Source organism: Roseibium sp. (assembly GCF_048260565.1).
GTDB lineage: Bacteria > Pseudomonadota > Alphaproteobacteria > Rhizobiales > Stappiaceae > Roseibium.
This window is the reverse complement of record NZ_JBLXGP010000025.1, coordinates 1-14379: the sequence shown is the minus strand read 5'-3', so window position 1 is coordinate 14379 and position 14379 is coordinate 1. Positions and strand designations below refer to the sequence as shown.

14 protein-coding genes are annotated in these 14379 nt (G+C 62.9%); 6 read left to right on the top strand and 8 right to left on the bottom strand.

Annotated elements, in window-relative coordinates:
* Window positions 1–287 precede the first annotated feature (287 nt).
* The 3 genes from ACN0SO_RS26850 to ACN0SO_RS26840 all read left to right on the top strand — a co-directional run bounded on the left by ACN0SO_RS26850 (window position 288) and on the right by ACN0SO_RS26840 (window position 2808).
* Entirely contained in the window at window positions 288–1592 is a 1305-nt protein-coding gene (locus tag ACN0SO_RS26850; protein ID WP_417682894.1) for a phenylacetate--CoA ligase family protein, read from the top strand.
* Window positions 1589–2344, top strand: coding sequence for an enoyl-CoA hydratase/isomerase family protein (locus ACN0SO_RS26845; protein WP_417682892.1), 756 nt, complete (start codon window positions 1589–1591; stop codon window positions 2342–2344). Before ACN0SO_RS26850 ends, ACN0SO_RS26845 begins: the two co-directional genes overlap by 4 nt.
* Before the next feature lie 77 nt (window positions 2345–2421).
* On the top strand, window positions 2422–2808 hold the full coding sequence (locus tag ACN0SO_RS26840; RefSeq protein ID WP_417682890.1) for a hypothetical protein: 387 nt from the start codon (window positions 2422–2424) through the stop codon (window positions 2806–2808).
* Window positions 2809–3228: 420 nt separating this feature from the next.
* On the opposite strand, the gene ACN0SO_RS26835 is transcribed toward ACN0SO_RS26840, so the two are convergent.
* Genes ACN0SO_RS26835 through ACN0SO_RS26815 form a run of 5 tightly spaced genes read right to left on the bottom strand, consistent with a single transcriptional unit; the run spans window position 3229 to window position 8107 of the window.
* A complete protein-coding gene (locus ACN0SO_RS26835; protein WP_417682888.1) occupies window positions 3229–3969 on the bottom strand; it encodes a 5-formyltetrahydrofolate cyclo-ligase in 741 nt (246 codons plus the stop codon).
* A 19-nt stretch (window positions 3970–3988) separates the two neighbouring features.
* On the bottom strand, window positions 3989–5608 hold the full coding sequence (locus ACN0SO_RS26830) for an ABC transporter permease (RefSeq protein ID WP_417682886.1): 1620 nt from the start codon (window positions 5606–5608) through the stop codon (window positions 3989–3991).
* Window positions 5598–6368, bottom strand: coding sequence for an ABC transporter ATP-binding protein (locus tag ACN0SO_RS26825; RefSeq protein WP_417682884.1), 771 nt, complete (start codon window positions 6366–6368; stop codon window positions 5598–5600). Before ACN0SO_RS26825 ends, ACN0SO_RS26830 begins: the two co-directional genes overlap by 11 nt.
* Window positions 6365–7339: an ABC transporter substrate-binding protein gene (locus ACN0SO_RS26820; protein ID WP_417682883.1), complete on the bottom strand. Its 975-nt coding sequence runs from the start codon at window positions 7337–7339 to the stop codon at window positions 6365–6367. Before ACN0SO_RS26820 ends, ACN0SO_RS26825 begins: the two co-directional genes overlap by 4 nt.
* 30 nt (window positions 7340–7369) lie before the next feature.
* A complete protein-coding gene (locus ACN0SO_RS26815) occupies window positions 7370–8107 on the bottom strand; it encodes a 5-formyltetrahydrofolate cyclo-ligase (RefSeq protein WP_417682881.1) in 738 nt (245 codons plus the stop codon).
* A gap of 105 nt (window positions 8108–8212) precedes the next feature.
* On the opposite strand from ACN0SO_RS26815, the gene ACN0SO_RS26810 reads away from it, so the two are divergent.
* On the top strand, window positions 8213–9061 hold the full coding sequence (locus ACN0SO_RS26810; RefSeq protein ID WP_417682879.1) for a MurR/RpiR family transcriptional regulator: 849 nt from the start codon (window positions 8213–8215) through the stop codon (window positions 9059–9061).
* Window positions 9062–9072: 11 nt separating this feature from the next.
* Here the strand turns inward: ACN0SO_RS26810 and pdeM are convergent, their stop codons facing one another.
* Genes pdeM through ACN0SO_RS26795 form a run of 3 tightly spaced genes read right to left on the bottom strand, consistent with a single transcriptional unit; the run spans window position 9073 to window position 12675 of the window.
* Window positions 9073–9810, bottom strand: coding sequence for a ligase-associated DNA damage response endonuclease PdeM (gene pdeM / locus ACN0SO_RS26805; RefSeq protein ID WP_417682877.1), 738 nt, complete (start codon window positions 9808–9810; stop codon window positions 9073–9075).
* Window positions 9807–12314 (bottom strand): ligase-associated DNA damage response DEXH box helicase, encoded by a 2508-nt coding sequence (locus tag ACN0SO_RS26800; protein WP_417682875.1) that lies wholly within the window; start codon window positions 12312–12314, stop codon window positions 9807–9809. Before ACN0SO_RS26800 ends, pdeM begins: the two co-directional genes overlap by 4 nt.
* 55 nt (window positions 12315–12369) lie before the next feature.
* Window positions 12370–12675 (bottom strand): hypothetical protein, encoded by a 306-nt coding sequence (locus tag ACN0SO_RS26795; protein WP_417682873.1) that lies wholly within the window; start codon window positions 12673–12675, stop codon window positions 12370–12372.
* A gap of 187 nt (window positions 12676–12862) precedes the next feature.
* On the opposite strand from ACN0SO_RS26795, the gene ACN0SO_RS26790 reads away from it, so the two are divergent.
* Window positions 12863–13474: an SH3 domain-containing protein gene (locus ACN0SO_RS26790; protein WP_417682871.1), complete on the top strand. Its 612-nt coding sequence runs from the start codon at window positions 12863–12865 to the stop codon at window positions 13472–13474.
* A gap of 146 nt (window positions 13475–13620) precedes the next feature.
* Complete coding sequence (locus tag ACN0SO_RS26785; RefSeq protein ID WP_417682869.1) at window positions 13621–14046, top strand: DUF4440 domain-containing protein; 426 nt, start codon at window positions 13621–13623, stop codon at window positions 14044–14046.
* Window positions 14047–14379 lie beyond the last annotated feature (333 nt).

The window sequence follows — 14379 nt, the reverse complement described above, 5'->3', positions numbered from 1 at the left end:
CGGCTCCATCGTTTGAGATCGGTAACAACCTCATTCTGGCACATCGATGCCGTAGGGGCCGTCCACCCCAACAGTAAACTGTTGAGTTTGCGTTCTTTCCAATCGCCAACCACACGGAGTACTTGATCCCGGTCATGCCGCTATAGCTTCAAACCGGGACGACAAGCAGAGAGTCCATCGTCTGTTCCCGGATCAAGCGTCTACTTTCCTTACTCATGAAGGATATTGACACAAATCCGATACTATGAAAATGAAAATGATATCAGTATCATTTTTTGGAGACGGTGATGCTCTACCACCGGGCCGATTTCGCAGACCTCAAGGAACTGGCCGCCCACCGGCAGCGACTTTGGGATACGCAACGCGCCTATGTGCTCGCTCGGTCCGATCTCCACCGGCGCGCCTGGGGCGCACATCGTCCTCCCGAAAAGCTGGACGCCTTTCCGGATCTGCCCCTGGTCGACAAGGAAATGCTGCGCGAAAGCCAGCGCGATCATCCGCCCTTCGGCGATTATCTGGCAGCCGAACCGGCGGATATCGCCCGCGTTCACCGCACGTCCGGGACGACCGGAACGGCGATGAATCTCGTCCTGTCGGCGCAGGACGCCCATGAGACGGCGGTCGTCGGCGGCAGGGCGCAGGCGGCAAGCGGCCTCGGACCGGGACATCGGGTGGTCCATTGCCTGAACTACCGCATGTGGATGGGCGGGTTGACCGACCACATGACGCTTGAGGCGACGGGGGCCGCCGTCGTGCCCTTCGGCGTCGGCGACACGCGGCTTTTGATCCGCACCATTCAGGAACTGGGGATCACCGCCATCTCCTGTACCCCATCCTATCCGGCGGTGCTGGAACGGGTGATCGAGGAAGAGTTCCCCGGCCTGAAGCCGAAGGACCTTGGATTGAGGCTCGGGCTGTTCGGTGGCGAGGCCGGTCTCGACAACGCCGACTTCCGCCGCCGTATGGAGGAAACCTGGGGCTTCAGGGTGCGCAACGCCAATTACGGCGTCACCGATGTCTTCTGCAATTTCGCCGGCCAGACGGACGAGAGCAACGACCTTCACTTCGTCGCGTTGGACGTTCTCCATCCCGAACTGATCGATCCGGAAACGGCCGCCGTCCTGCCCTGGCGGGAAGGCGAGCGGGGCGAATTGGTTCTGACCCACATGCGTCGCCACTGCCAGCCGCTGGTCCGCTTCCGCACTGGCGACATCATCGAGCTGACCGGAACGGGCAGGGCGCCCTGCGGCCGCACCGCGCCGCGCTTCCGGGTGGTCGGCCGCGCCGACGACATGGTCGTCATCCGCGGCATCAACGCCTTCCCGACCCAGGTGGCTGCGACCATCAACCAGTTCGACGGCCTCTCTGGCGAATACCGCATCGTGCTGCCCGGCCCGGGTCCCTACGACGTCCTGCCGGTGGAAGCGGAACTGGCGGCAGGTAGCACGGCCGACGAAGGCCTGGCCGAGGCGGTGGAAACCCGCCTCAAGCGCGACATCGGCATCACCGCCAGGGTCACCATCGTGCCCTTCAACACCCTGCCGCGCACCGAAGGCAAGACCCGCAGAATTATAAGGACAGACAAGGCATGACCGGAACCGTTCTCACCGAAGACCTGGGCGACGGCGTCCGCAAGATTTCCCTGAACCGGCCGGAGCGCCTCAACGCGATCGTGCCGGAACTGCTGGACGATCTGGTGGAGGCGTTGACGGCGGCCGATAAGGACGAGGCGGTCGGCGCCATCGTCCTGACCGGCGAGGGAAGGGCCTTCTGTTCCGGTGACGACCTGAAGGACTTCGAGGACCAGGTGTCCGACGAGGTGGGTACCACGGCCTACGTGGAACGCATCCAGGACGTCACTCGCGCCATGGTGCTCGGCGACACGCCGGTGGTCGGCGCGATCCGCGGCTGGGCCGTCGGCGGCGGCCTGGAATGGGTGATCAACTGCGACTTCGCGATTGCCTCTGAGGGCACCCGCTTCTTCTTCCCGGAAATCTCCTGGGGCCTGTTCGTCACCGGCGGCGTCACCGAACTCCTCCCCCGCCTCGTCGGCCTCCAGCGCGCCCGCGACATGATCCTGTTCGGCGACCGCTTCGACGCCCAACAGGCCTACGAGTGGGGCATGATCCGCGAGGTGGTCCCCGACGAAGACCTCCTGGAAAAATCCACCACCCTCGCCAAACGCCTCGCTACCCTTCCGAAGGGCCCCCTCCAGGACCTCCGCCGCATCCTGACGAGACCCGGCGGCGCCAGCCTGGAAATGGCCATGGCCCTGGAAACGGAAGCAACCGTGAGAGGCTTTCTGGACCCGGAAACGGCGAGGCGGATCAAGGGGTTCGGATAGAGGTTTGTCTTAACGCACAGGCTGTGAATGCACCATCCCTGATTGTGTCTTCTGTCCTATGCGGATAATCTCTCGCCATGTATCGAAACCGGCGCCTGATCTACCTCAATCTCCGCGAAAAGATCCCGCAGATCAGCCCCATAGCTGTCGTCCTTGTAGGGTTTATCGGGGTCGGGATCGGACTTCTTTCGCTTAAGAGCGGATTTGGTCCTGCGAATTATTCTACGGCCGAAGGCACGGTGCTCTCGTGGTCCAGAAACCTGGATGAAACCGGGTCTCCTGTCATTTGGGTTTTCTTGCAACTGGAAGCCGGTGAGCGGGTCACCGCGGTGGCGCAGGCCAGCGGCCGGGCGCCCTTGGTGGGCGAAGCGCTCTCGCTCACAAGAAAGACCACGTCCTCCGGCAGAACGATTTATCTCTGGGATTCCAGCACCCCGTACAGCCGCAACGGCGGGGCGGGTTAGGGTTTCCCATGTCTCGAAACCGGTGGGTAACCTATCTTATTTGGCGTGAGCGCATCGTTTCCGTTCTGGTCGTCATTGCGGCACTGGTGGCCTTGGGATCGGTATTCGTCTGGTTCGGATACGATAACAGCCAGGCAAAGTGGTCCACCGTTTCCGGAACCGTGATTTCATGGGGGCCGACTGACTCCAAATTCCATCCGGATCTAATTCACATATTCGTGGCACTCGATAGCGGCCAGAAGATCACCGCATCCGGCGATACGAATGGGATGCCGCCCCAGGTTGGCGCAGAGATTTCCTTGGTAAAGAAGGAAATGCCGTCCGGTCGAACGTCCTACCAATGGAAGCGTTAGTCCCCGGTCAGTCGCAAGCCGGCAACTGGCAGAACCATTCGCCCCAAGGCTCGATTCCATTCCGACCCTACAGCCCCATCCCCTTCAGTTCCTGCAGCGGCGGGATGGTTTCGTACATGTGCGGGTCGAGCCGGTCCCAGATGATGCCGCAGGTGGGTTTGTGGGGGCTGTCCACGGACAGGGTGCGGGTCGGTGTGAAGATCACGTCGACGACCGTGTCGTAGACATCCGGGGTGAGGTCTTCGTCCAGAACCTGGCAGTCGTGCACCACCGCGGCCGAAGGCGTCGCGGTGGTGACCCGGCCGAGTTGGTAGAGCATGCCCCATTCGGCGTCGAAGAAGCCGTGGCCCTTGCCGAAGCGGATGCCCTTGGTGTTGATGGCCCCGGTTCCGGTGACCATGTAGTCGACCGTCGGCATGGCGGCGATATCCTTGAGCGTCAGCGGTTTGCCCACATGCTCCATGCCGTCCAGCGTGGAGGCATAGAGATAAAGCTCCGGGTCGATTTCCGCCGGATCGAGCAGCCAGAAGCCGCGCTTGATGGAATAGGTCGTCATCAGCACTTTCTTGCCGTCCTGCAGCGCGCGCAGGCGCAGGCGGTCCAGGCAATTGTCCGGCGTGATGAAGATGTAGCCGGAATCGCGGTAATAAGAGTGATCGACGAGCCTCTGCACGGCCGCTTCGCCGCCCTCGAAATCGGCGATGAATTCTCCGAAGTCGAAGTGAAACCGGCTGTCCGGTACGGCAACCTTGCGCAATTCGCTCCAGACGCGTTCGCGAACCGAGGTCTTGTGGTCGACGATATCCATGTTGAAACTCCCTGAATGCTTATTGCGCGGGCGCCATGCCGCGCCTGGACAGGACGCGCCGCTCAATGACGACGACGCATTGATAGAAGAGGACGGAGACCAGCACGGAGACGACGGCGACGGCCCAGATCATGCCGTAGTCCAGATATCCGCGTGACTGGTTCAACAGGTTGCCGAGGCCGGTGCCGGTGGCGAGCCATTCGGCGATCATGACGCCGAGCAGCGCGCGTGGAACGGCAAGCCGTGTCGCGGCGAAGAGATAGGGTAGCGAGGCCGGGATCGAGACGAAGCGCAACTGTTTCAGCGGGCCAGCGCCATAGGCCTTCGGCACGTCCAGGGCCGCGCGCGGCACCAGCGAGAGCCCCTGCGCCAGGGTCACGAAGGCCGGGAAGAAGGTCACCGAAACCGTAATCCAGAGGATCACCGACGGACCGCGGCCGAGCATGAGCACCAGAAGCGGTGTCAGCGCCACCAGCGGCATGGTCTGGGTGACCAGGGCCACCGGCATGAAGCCCCGGATGATCGCCGGAAAAAGCACGGATCCGAGGGCAAGCGCAAAGGCAAAGGCAAGGCCGAGCGCCATGCCTATGATGGTCATGGGCAGAGTCTGGGCGAGAGCCGCAAGGAGCTTGGCCTGGCTTGCCGCGCTGTTGGGCGCAAGGAACAGGTAGTCGAAAAGCGCCGCTGGGGTCTTGGCGATCATGGCCGGCGTACCCATGGCATAAAGCAGCAGCCACCACAGCAGGAAGGGCAGGGCGAGCGAGGCGAGAACGAGGCCCGCCTCGTGCAGCCGGTTGGCATCCTTTGCCGCTGCCGGCGGGCTCGCCGGAACGGTGACGGCCTTGGACGCGCCGGTCAGCCGTGCCGCGAGCACGGAGAAGAGCGCATAGGCAAGCCCGGCGATCAGGGTGGCGGCAAGGCCGATGCCCCACAGCCGATCCGGTTCGCCGCGGCCGAGCGAGCCGATCAGGTAGACCCCCAGGCCATAGCGCCCGCCGCCGCCGAATTCGGCGAGGATGGCGCCGAGAACCGCATTGGGCGCGGCAATCCGCAATCCGGCGAGAATGGAGGGCAGGGCGCTTCGGAACTGGGCGTAACGCAGGATCTGCCAGCGCCCGCCGCCATAGGCCCTGACGATGTCGATCGCCCGGCCGTCGGTCTGGGTGATCCCGGTGACGGTGGCGCTCATGGTGACGAAGTAACAGCCGACCGCCGCCAGGATGATGCGCGGCTCCATGCCGGAAAAGGTGATGACGAGGATTGGGGAAATGGCGATCGGCGGCAGGGCGAAGATCGCGACATTGATGCCGCGCGCCAGCCGTGCCGTGACCGGATAAAGGGCGAAGAGGACACCGGCGGCAACGGCGACAACGTTGCCGATCAGAAAGCCGGCGCCCGCCGCCTCGACCGTCGCCAGAATATGCGCCGGATAGTCCGCCCGGTCGGTCCATAACCGGAAGAGCACGCTGGAAGGCGCCGGCAAGGCGCCGTCGGCAACCAGTTTCAGACGCCCGGCAATCTCCCACAGAACGAACAGGATCAGCCAGTTGCGTAAGGTCGCGAGGTGAGCGAACCGGGTTCCGGCGGCCTCCTTTTCGGCTGTTTTCGTCGCGCGGCCGGCCATGGCGTCAGTGGCCATCAAGGGCCTCCGCGATTTCCCTTTCCAGCTGGTGGAAAGGGGGAAGGGAAAAAAGCTCCGGCCGGCGCGGGCGGATAAAGGGGACGTCGATGATCTTGCCGATCCGGCCCGGCCGGCTCTGCATGACGACGACACGGTCGGCCAGGAAAATGGCCTCGTCGATGCCATGGGTTACAAGCAGCGTCGTCGCCCGGTTCTCCATCCAGATGCGCTGCAGTTCGACGTTCATCTGGCGGCGCAGGATCTGGTCGAGCGCGCCGAACGGCTCGTCCAGAAACAGCACCTGCGGCGTCGTGACCAGCGAACGCGCGATCGCGGCGCGCTGGCGCATGCCGCCGGAAAGCTCGCCCGGAAGAGCCTTTTCAAATCCGGAAAGCCCGACCAGGTCGATGAGCTTCGCGACCTTTTCTTCGAATTCCGTCCGGTTGCGGTTCAGGACGTCGAGCGGCAGCATGATGTTGTCTTCCACCGAGCGCCAGGGCATCAGCGCGGCATCCTGGAAGGCGACCCCGGTCATGCCGCTCTTCGCCGCCTGGAACGGCTTCATGCCGCCGATCAGGACATCGCCCTCATTGGGCGTGTCGAGGCCGAGGGCGATCCTGAGCATGGTGGATTTGCCGCAGCCCGAAGGCCCGATCAGGGCGGTGAACGACCCGGCCGGACAGTCGAGGGAAACATCGTCCAGCGCCTGGACGGCAGCGCCGCGGCCCGCAAAGGACCGCGACACGTGATTGATGGAGATGGCCGCTTGCGCGCTCATCCGATCTCTTCCAGCACGGTGGTGTCGAAATACTCCCGCTTGGCGGCGATGCCGACCTCGGCGAGCGCCTTGATATTGGCCTCGATCGCTTCCTCGCTCATGGAGAAGATGCCGCCGGGGGCTTCCATCAGCGGCTTCTGCGCGCCGTTGAAATAGATTTCGTTCTCGATCGAACGGCCGGTACCCTTGAACCAGCTGTCGGCGAACATCGGCGGATAGACGGTGGTGTCCTTGAAGTTCTCGTCCCAGCCCATGCGCGAGGCCTTGAGGAAGGCGACGAGGTCCTTGCGCCTGGTCTTCAGCGTTTCCTCGGTGACGACCACCGTGTCGTTGAAGATGGTGAATCCGAAATCGTAAAGCAGGAAGGAGGTTGCCTCGGCACCGGCCTGGTCGATCGTGTAGGGAACGTTGGTGGTGAAATCGAGCGAGGCGTCGATCTCGCCCTTGATCAGCGGCGTCGGGTCATAGGCATAGGGCACGATGTTGACCTTCGACCGGTCGACACCGGAAATCTTCAGCATGGCCTCGACGGAAATCACGTTGACCGGCGGCGCGGCGAGGGTCTTGCCGATGAGGTCCTCAGGCGTCTTGATCGGGTTGGAGGCGAGCGACACGATGCCGATCGGGTTCTTCTGATACTGCGCGCCGATAATCTTGAAGGGCGCGCCCTGTTCCGCAATCGCCTTGATGGTCGTATCGGGCGTGGTCAGCGTCAGATCCGCCTTGCCGGCGATCAGCGTGCTTTCGGGAATGACGTCCGGGCCTCCGGAAAAATAGGTCAGGTCCAGGCCTGCGTCGGTGTAGTAGCCCTTGTCCGCGGCAATGAAATAACCGGTAAACTCGGCATCGTTGATCCACGAGGCCTGGAAGTTGAACGGGGTGGCGGCGCCGGCATATCGGCTCATGGCGGGCAGGGCCGTGGTGGCGGCCATCAGGGACAGGAAGCGGCGTCTATCGAGGGCAATGTTCATCTGGATCAGTCTCCGTTATTCGGGTAGGTGTCATGCAATGCCCCGCATGCGGGCAAGCTCCTGCAGCGGGGGGATTTCGGAAATCCGGTCTTTCGAGATCAGGTCCCAGCGGATGCCGCGCGGGCGGCGCGTTTGGCGTTCCACATGGACCAGCCGGGTCGGAGTCGCGATCATGTCGATGGCGATATCGGTCTCGCTGACCATGATCTTCTCGTCGACCACCTGAACGTCGTGAACGATGGCGGCCACCGGCGTGGTCTCCTCCATCAGCCCGAGATCGGTGAACATGCCCCATTCCAGGTCGAAATAGATGTGGCCCTTGCCGAAACGGATACCCTCCGTCGTGACGGCCGAAGCACCGGTCGCCGCGAAGTCGAACCGCCCGAGCGCGGCGATGTCCTCCAGGCTGACCGGCCTTGCGAAATGCTCCATCCCGTCGAGCCAGGAGGCATAAAGCGCGGCACCCTCCGGCACGACGTCGGGTTCCAGATAAAGAAATCCGCGGCGGATATTGTAGGTCGACATCACGAAGGGGATTCCGGCCTCGATCATCCGCTGGCGCAGTTCGGTCATCGAGTTGTCCGGCGTGACGAATGCCAGCCGGCTGTTCCTGAACGCGTCCTGGGCGACGATGCGGTCGGTCGCCTCGCCGGAGCCTTTGAAATCCGGAATGACTTCCGCGAAGTCCAGGTGAAGGCGCGTATCGGCCTTCGCGGCGTCCTTCAACCGATCCCAGATGCGTTGCCGGATTAGACGTGAACTGGACATTGCTTCCTCGAGTTTCAACGTTTCATGATCATGAAACTGATGTTTCATTATTGCAAGTGGGATGCTAATAATTTTTCATGCGAACTTCAGAATCGGGTTGGTTTCATGGCGTCGCGCCTCGTTTTGAGAATTCAGGAACGGTATTCGAAGCTCACGGCGGGGGAGCAGAAACTGGCCCAGCTCGTTCTGGACCGGCAGGATGACATCCTCACCCATTCGGCCACCGAAATTGCGGAAATGGCAGGGGTTTCCAAGGCGACCGCCGCGCGTTTCTTCCAGCATCTGGGCTATGCCGACTTCAATGAGGTGAAGCTTCAGGCCCGCGAGGAGCGCAACCGCACCGAGCCCTACGAGCTGTCCGTCACCAATTCCGAACAGATGGCCCTGGGGCGCACGATCGGGGCCCATCTGGAGCTTGAACTCAAGAATCTCACCCGGACCTTCGAGGAATTGCGCTCCGACAAGGTGCGCGAGGCGGCCGAACTGATCGGCGAGGCGCCGCGTGTCTGGGTGCTGGGTCTCGGGTCGGAAGAGGGGTTCGCCCGCTACGCGCGGCTGCTGCTCTCGCGCTTGCGCCACAGCGTGATGATCCTGGGCATCAACCAGGGTTCCTGGGCGGAGGATCTCGCCATGACCGGCCCGAAGGATGTGCTCCTGCTGATCACCCTGCCGCCGCAGCCGACGATCCTGAAGGCCATCCTGGGCTACGCGAAGACCAGCCGGCTGAATGTCATCACGATCACCGACCGGACGACCATGCTGGAAATGCAGCGCTCGTCAAAGGTGGTGCTGCCCTGCCATGTCGCCAGTTTCGCCCTCGGTCCGTCGCACACGGCCGTCGGCAGCGCCATCCGGCTTCTGGCGCTGACCTATGCCTCCGTTGCCGGCAAATCCGCGCAGCAACGCGCCGAAATCGTCGGCAGTATTCACGAAGAACTTGATGATCTGAGCTGAACGCTAAAGCTTCAGTCCCCGATCAGCCGCGAGGCCGTGAACGGGTAGAGCCGGTTGTCGCCGAGCAGGAAGGCGGAGAAGCGGCGGGGTTCGAAGTAGCTGCAGAACGCCCGGTCCATAACGTTGAGCCCGCCGGTGAGCGCGCCGAAGGCGGGCAGGACGAGGCGGCTTCCGTTGGTCAGGAAACAGGGGCGGCGGATGGAGCGGCCGAAGCGGCGCACGCGGGCGGCCGGATGCAGATGGCCGCAGACCTCGCCCGCGCTTAACGTCGGGCTGATCGTCTCCGTCGGCTCGTGGCGGAAGGTCAGCGGCCCGATGGTGACCTCTTCCGCGGTCTCGCCGCACAGGCGGACAGGCGCGATCGGGTCGTGGTTGCCGGTCACCCAGATCCATTCCCGGTTGAGCTGCAGCGATGTCAGCATGGCCCGGTAGGACGGCGGCAGCCGGTCGGAGCCGTTTTCGTCGTGGAAGCTGTCGCCGAGCGAGATCACCCGCGTCGGCTCGAAGGCATCGATCACGGCGGCAAGCTTTTCCAGGGTGACCGCCGTGTCATAGGGCGGCAGCAATGTGCCGCGCCGGGCGTAGGACGAGCCTTTTTCCAGATGCATGTCGGAGACGACGAGGGTGGCTTCCTCCGGCCACCAGAGCGCGCCGCTGTCGTGCAGGCCGACCAGCTGCCCGTTGACCTGGATGTCGTGACACACGGGTACGGTGGCGAATTGGCGCGAATGCGAACTCAGCGCGGTCATCCAAGGGCCTCCAGGACAAGATCTTCGGCTGCGTCTTCCAGAATGCTCTCCATGGCTTCGCCGTAAACGGGCTCCCGGCCGATCTCCAGAAGGATCGGGACCGAAAGCGGCGATACCCGGCTAAGGCGAGTATGCGTGATTCGACCCTTGATCCGGGAAAGAAGTTGGCTCAGCCGGGAGATATCCAAAAGTCCTTCGGCCGCGTCGTTCCACGTGGCCTTCAGGAGAATGTGGTCCGGTTCATGGGCGCGCAAAACGTCATAAATAAGGTCGGTGGAGACCGTGACCTGCCGGCCGGATTTTTCCTTTCCCGGATGCCGGCGCTCGATCAGGCCGGCGATCACCGCGCAGTTGCGAAAAGTGCGCTTCATCAGGCTGGATTCCGCCAGCCACGCATCCAGATCGTCGCCCAGGATGTCTTCCTCGAACAGCCCGTTCAGGTCGATCTTGCCTGTGGAAAAATACAGCGACAGGTCGCCCAGGCCCCAGACGGCAAGCGCATAGTCATTGGCGACGAACCCCAGGGGCCGGGCGCCGAGCCGTTCCAGCCGCCTGGTGAGCAGCATGCCGAGCGTCTGGTGCGCCAGCCGACCTTCGAACGGGTAGCAGACCATGTAGTGCTTGTCGTTGCGGGGAAAGGTTTCCACCAGCAGGCCGTCGCGCTCCGGCAGCTTCGATTTCAGCTTCTGCAGTTCCAGCCACTCGCGCACCTGCTCCGGCAGATTGGGCCATGTGGCAGGCGTCGCCAGCATGGCGCGCACGCCCTCGGCCAGATAGGTGGACAGCGGAAACTTGCCGCCCATATAGGCGGGAATTTTCGGGTCGTCGGATCGCGCTCGCGACACATAGGCCTCGTTCTCGCGCAGGCCCTCGAAGCGCAACACTTCGCCGCCGAACAGGAACGTGTCGCCGTGCTCCAGCTGCTCGATGAAATATTCCTCGATCTCGCCGAGCAGGCGTCCGCCGCGTCCGACCGGGGTGCGCCGTCCGTCGGCCTTCGACCGGACGAGCCGCACCTTCAGCATCGGCGCTTCGACGATGGTGCCCACGTTCAGTCTGTATTGTTGCGCGATCTTGGGATGGGCGATCCGCCACAGCCCATCCTTGCCCTTTCTGAGCTTCGCGTATTGCTCGTAGGTTTTCAGCGCGTAGCCGCCGGTGGCGACGAATTCGAGCACCTTGTCGAAGCTTTCCCGGTCGAGATGCCGGTAGGTCTCCGAGGAGCGGATCTCGTCAAAGGTATCGTCAACGTCAAGCGGTGCCGAACAGGCAAGCCCGAGGATGTGTTGCGCCAGAACGTCGAGCGCGCCTTTCCGGAGCGGCGGCGTGTCCTGGTCGCCCCGTTTGGAGGCCTGCAGGGCGGCCTGGCATTCCAGTACCTCGAACCGGTTGGCGGGAACGAGAACGGCCTTCGACGGTTCGTCCATGCGGTGGTTGGCGCGCCCGATCCGCTGGGCCAGACGGCTCGCGCCCTTCGGTGCGCCGATATTGACCACCAGATCGATGTCGCCCCAGTCGATGCCTAGATCCAGCGAGGAGGTGGCGACGACGGCGCGCAACACGCCCGCCGCCATGGCCGCTTCCACCTTGCGCCGCTGGCCGACGTCGAGCGAGCCGTGGTGCAGCGCGATCGGCAGCGTGTCGTCGTTGATCCGCCACAGGTTCTGGAAGATCGCCTCCGCCTGGCTGCGCGTGTTGACGAACAGCAGCGTCACCCGGTGATCCTTGATCAGCCGGTACATGTCGTGGAGCGCATAGCGGGCCGAATGGCCGGACCAGGGTACCCGTTCTTCAGAGGTGAGAATGGAGATATCCGGCTCCGCTCCGCCGGCGACCTCAACCACATCGGACAGGGCGCGCCCCTCCGGGTCGGGCTGGCCGACCAGATAGGCCCTGAGGTCATCCGGTTCGGCGACGGTCGCCGACAGGCCGATGGTCCTGAGGCCCGGTGCGAGACGGTGCAGGCGCGCAAGGCCAAGCGCCAGCAGGTCGCCGCGCTTGGAGGTCACCAGCGCATGCAACTCGTCGAGGATGACGGTTTTCAGCGAGGAAAACAGCTGTTCCGCGGCCGGATCCGACAGGAGCAAGGCGATCTGCTCCGGCGTGGTCAGCAGCATATCCGGCGGATTGAGCTTCTGCCGCTGGCGCTTGTGGGACGGCGTGTCGCCGGTGCGGGTTTCGATCCGGATCGGCAGGTCCATTTCGGACACCGGCGCTTCCAGGTTGCGGGCGATGTCGACGGCGAGCGCTTTCAGCGGCGAGATATAAAGCGTATGCACGCCCTGCGATCCGGCCGAGCCCGGTTTCTTCTTGCCCCGCGCCTCCAGCTCCACGAGGCTCGGCAGGAAGCCCGCCAGCGTCTTGCCGGCCCCGGTGGGGGCGATGAGCAGCGTGGAGCGGCCCTGGCCGAGCTTCTCCACCAGCTCCAGCTGATGCGCGCGCGGCGCCCAGCCCCTCGCGGCGAACCAGTCCTGAAAACGCTGAGGGAGAAGACTTGGGGTCATGAAGTGTCTGATAGGTCGTAGAGAAGGCTAACGGGTTCTCGTAAATGCCAGTTTATTATGGAAAAGCATCGAATGTTGAAAACTGGACGGGACAGGTTTCGCTCACCTGATTTGCCAGTTGGAGCATTTCATCAGGCAAACCGCCTTTCTGGTAAGCCTTCGAGGTGATCAACTTTACGTTGGAAAGGGTGATTAGATTCAGGCCGAATTGGCCGAGCCAGTTCTGCGTAAGATCTTGGACTTCATCTATGTCGCGTGCCAACGCGATAACATTCACGAATGCGCCGGAAGCCCCTTCCAACACTTCAGCGTTGACTTCAAAGGGCGCCACTTCAGCAAACCCGTGCCATTTGTATTTCATCAATTACTCCGGGTGCGCCTGAAATATCGAATAGGGGACTTCGACAGCCATAAGCCTGTTGTAGGCGGGACGAACCGGAAAGGCGAGATGCCGGTGAATGGTTCCTGTCAGCAGTGGCCAGCGCCGGATCACTTCGGGTAAGATCCGGCGGGAATTGCGATCAATGATTTTCGACTCGGAGGATAATGTGAGATCCCGTTTGCTGTTGACCTTTGCCCTTGCGCTCATCGGCGCTGCCGTCGGTTCATCCGCTGCGGCGGCCTCGGAAAACCGCACCTACAAGTGCCGGACCGGCACGGTCGATGCCTTTGTTGAGACGATCCCGGAAGAGGGCCGAGCCCAGTATACCGGGCCCGACGATATCGCCTCGCTCCCGGCGATGCCGAACGGCGCCTACGTCAGCGACAATTCGGGCATCTCGTTCCAGAGGACGGAACAGGGCGGAACCCTCTGGCTCGGCGACGTGTCGTTCCCGTGTGAGGTGACAACCGCCCGCGCTCCGGTGGCGCCGCCGCCTCCGACGGTTCTCGGCGGACCAGAACAGCTCAACCATGTCGGCCAGTCGCTCGGCGGTCGGCTGCGTGCGGGCCCCGGAACCAATTACCCGCAGATCGGCAACATCGAGGACGGAACCTACCTGACCATTCTGTCCAACACAGGCGTCAGCTTTGATGGCTACGACTGGTTCGAGGTGGCGCTGGACAACGGTCAGCGCGGCTTTCAGTGGGGCGGCATCCTGTGTTCCAACGGCGGACAGCTCGTCGGGCTCTACGCCTCCTGCCAGAACATCCCCCGCTAGGAGGGTGGCCGACCAAAGGAAGACTCATCCTTCTCTGGATACCTGCCGCATGTGGATGGACGACAGCTGCATCCCGTCAATATGATAGGCTGAGATGCTGCCGAAGTTTCAAAAGATCCGGCAGGCGGAAGAGGATGGGGCAAGACATGTCCGACGATAACGGGCGCGGGACCAACGGATCGGGCGCCGATCCCGGGGGCGAGGCCATCGAGGCGATCGCGCAGCTCTTCGACGACTATCAGACCGGCTTCAACGATTTCGACGCGGAGCGGATTGCCGACTGTTTCGCTCTGCCGGCGATCATCTGGCAGCACGAAAAGGGCCATGTCTTCTCCGACGAAGACGAACTCCTGGAGAATATCGAGGCGCTGCTGGCCGTCCTTGAAAAGGAAGGCGTCACCTATTCCGACTTCCATGTCTCGTCCAGCCACGTCAGCGGCACGGCCGCCCTCGTCACTCTGGACTGGCACCAGGAAAACGACAACGGCGATGCCGTGCTGGAATTCACCTGCCACTACCACCTCATCCAGGACGGCGACGATTGGGCGATCGCCATGGTGGTGAACGAGTAGGGAGCAGGGGCGAGATTGAACCGATGAGTGGGCAAGACCATGCCACACTCCCGGTTGTCGTCCCTGCGCAGGCAGGGACCCAGTATCCCGCGAGGTTGGTTGCTTGAGGTGAAAGCTACGGTTTGATCCAAGAGGACACGGAGTACTGGGTCCCGGGTCTCACTGACGTTCGCCCGGGATGACAACCGAGATTGACGTTGACGCACGACCTTGTCCCGCCCACTGATTGTCATCCCCGACAAGCGAAGCGCGATCGGGGACCCATATGTGGACGGCCCCGTGGTTGCAAGGTTGAAGTTCTCAGGTGTTCCGGATCGCTTGCGGTCATATGTA

Excerpts from the sequence above, each read along its gene's own strand:
- ACN0SO_RS26850 (WP_417682894.1), top strand. The coding sequence starts at position 288 with ATGCTCTACCACCGGGCCGATTTCGCAGACCTCAAGGAACTGGCCGCC.
- ACN0SO_RS26845 (WP_417682892.1), top strand. The coding sequence starts at position 1,589 with ATGACCGGAACCGTTCTCACCGAAGACCTGGGCGACGGCGTCCGCAAG.
- ACN0SO_RS26840 (WP_417682890.1), top strand. The coding sequence starts at position 2,422 with ATGTATCGAAACCGGCGCCTGATCTACCTCAATCTCCGCGAAAAGATC.
- ACN0SO_RS26835 (WP_417682888.1), bottom strand. The coding sequence starts at position 3,969 with ATGGATATCGTCGACCACAAGACCTCGGTTCGCGAACGCGTCTGGAGC.
- ACN0SO_RS26830 (WP_417682886.1), bottom strand. The coding sequence starts at position 5,608 with ATGGCCACTGACGCCATGGCCGGCCGCGCGACGAAAACAGCCGAAAAG.
- ACN0SO_RS26825 (WP_417682884.1), bottom strand. The coding sequence starts at position 6,368 with ATGAGCGCGCAAGCGGCCATCTCCATCAATCACGTGTCGCGGTCCTTT.
- ACN0SO_RS26820 (WP_417682883.1), bottom strand. The coding sequence starts at position 7,339 with ATGAACATTGCCCTCGATAGACGCCGCTTCCTGTCCCTGATGGCCGCC.
- ACN0SO_RS26815 (WP_417682881.1), bottom strand. The coding sequence starts at position 8,107 with ATGTCCAGTTCACGTCTAATCCGGCAACGCATCTGGGATCGGTTGAAG.
- ACN0SO_RS26810 (WP_417682879.1), top strand. The coding sequence starts at position 8,213 with ATGGCGTCGCGCCTCGTTTTGAGAATTCAGGAACGGTATTCGAAGCTC.
- pdeM (WP_417682877.1), bottom strand. The coding sequence starts at position 9,810 with ATGACCGCGCTGAGTTCGCATTCGCGCCAATTCGCCACCGTACCCGTG.
- ACN0SO_RS26800 (WP_417682875.1), bottom strand. The coding sequence starts at position 12,314 with ATGACCCCAAGTCTTCTCCCTCAGCGTTTTCAGGACTGGTTCGCCGCG.
- ACN0SO_RS26795 (WP_417682873.1), bottom strand. The coding sequence starts at position 12,675 with ATGAAATACAAATGGCACGGGTTTGCTGAAGTGGCGCCCTTTGAAGTC.
- ACN0SO_RS26785 (WP_417682869.1), top strand. The coding sequence starts at position 13,621 with ATGTCCGACGATAACGGGCGCGGGACCAACGGATCGGGCGCCGATCCC.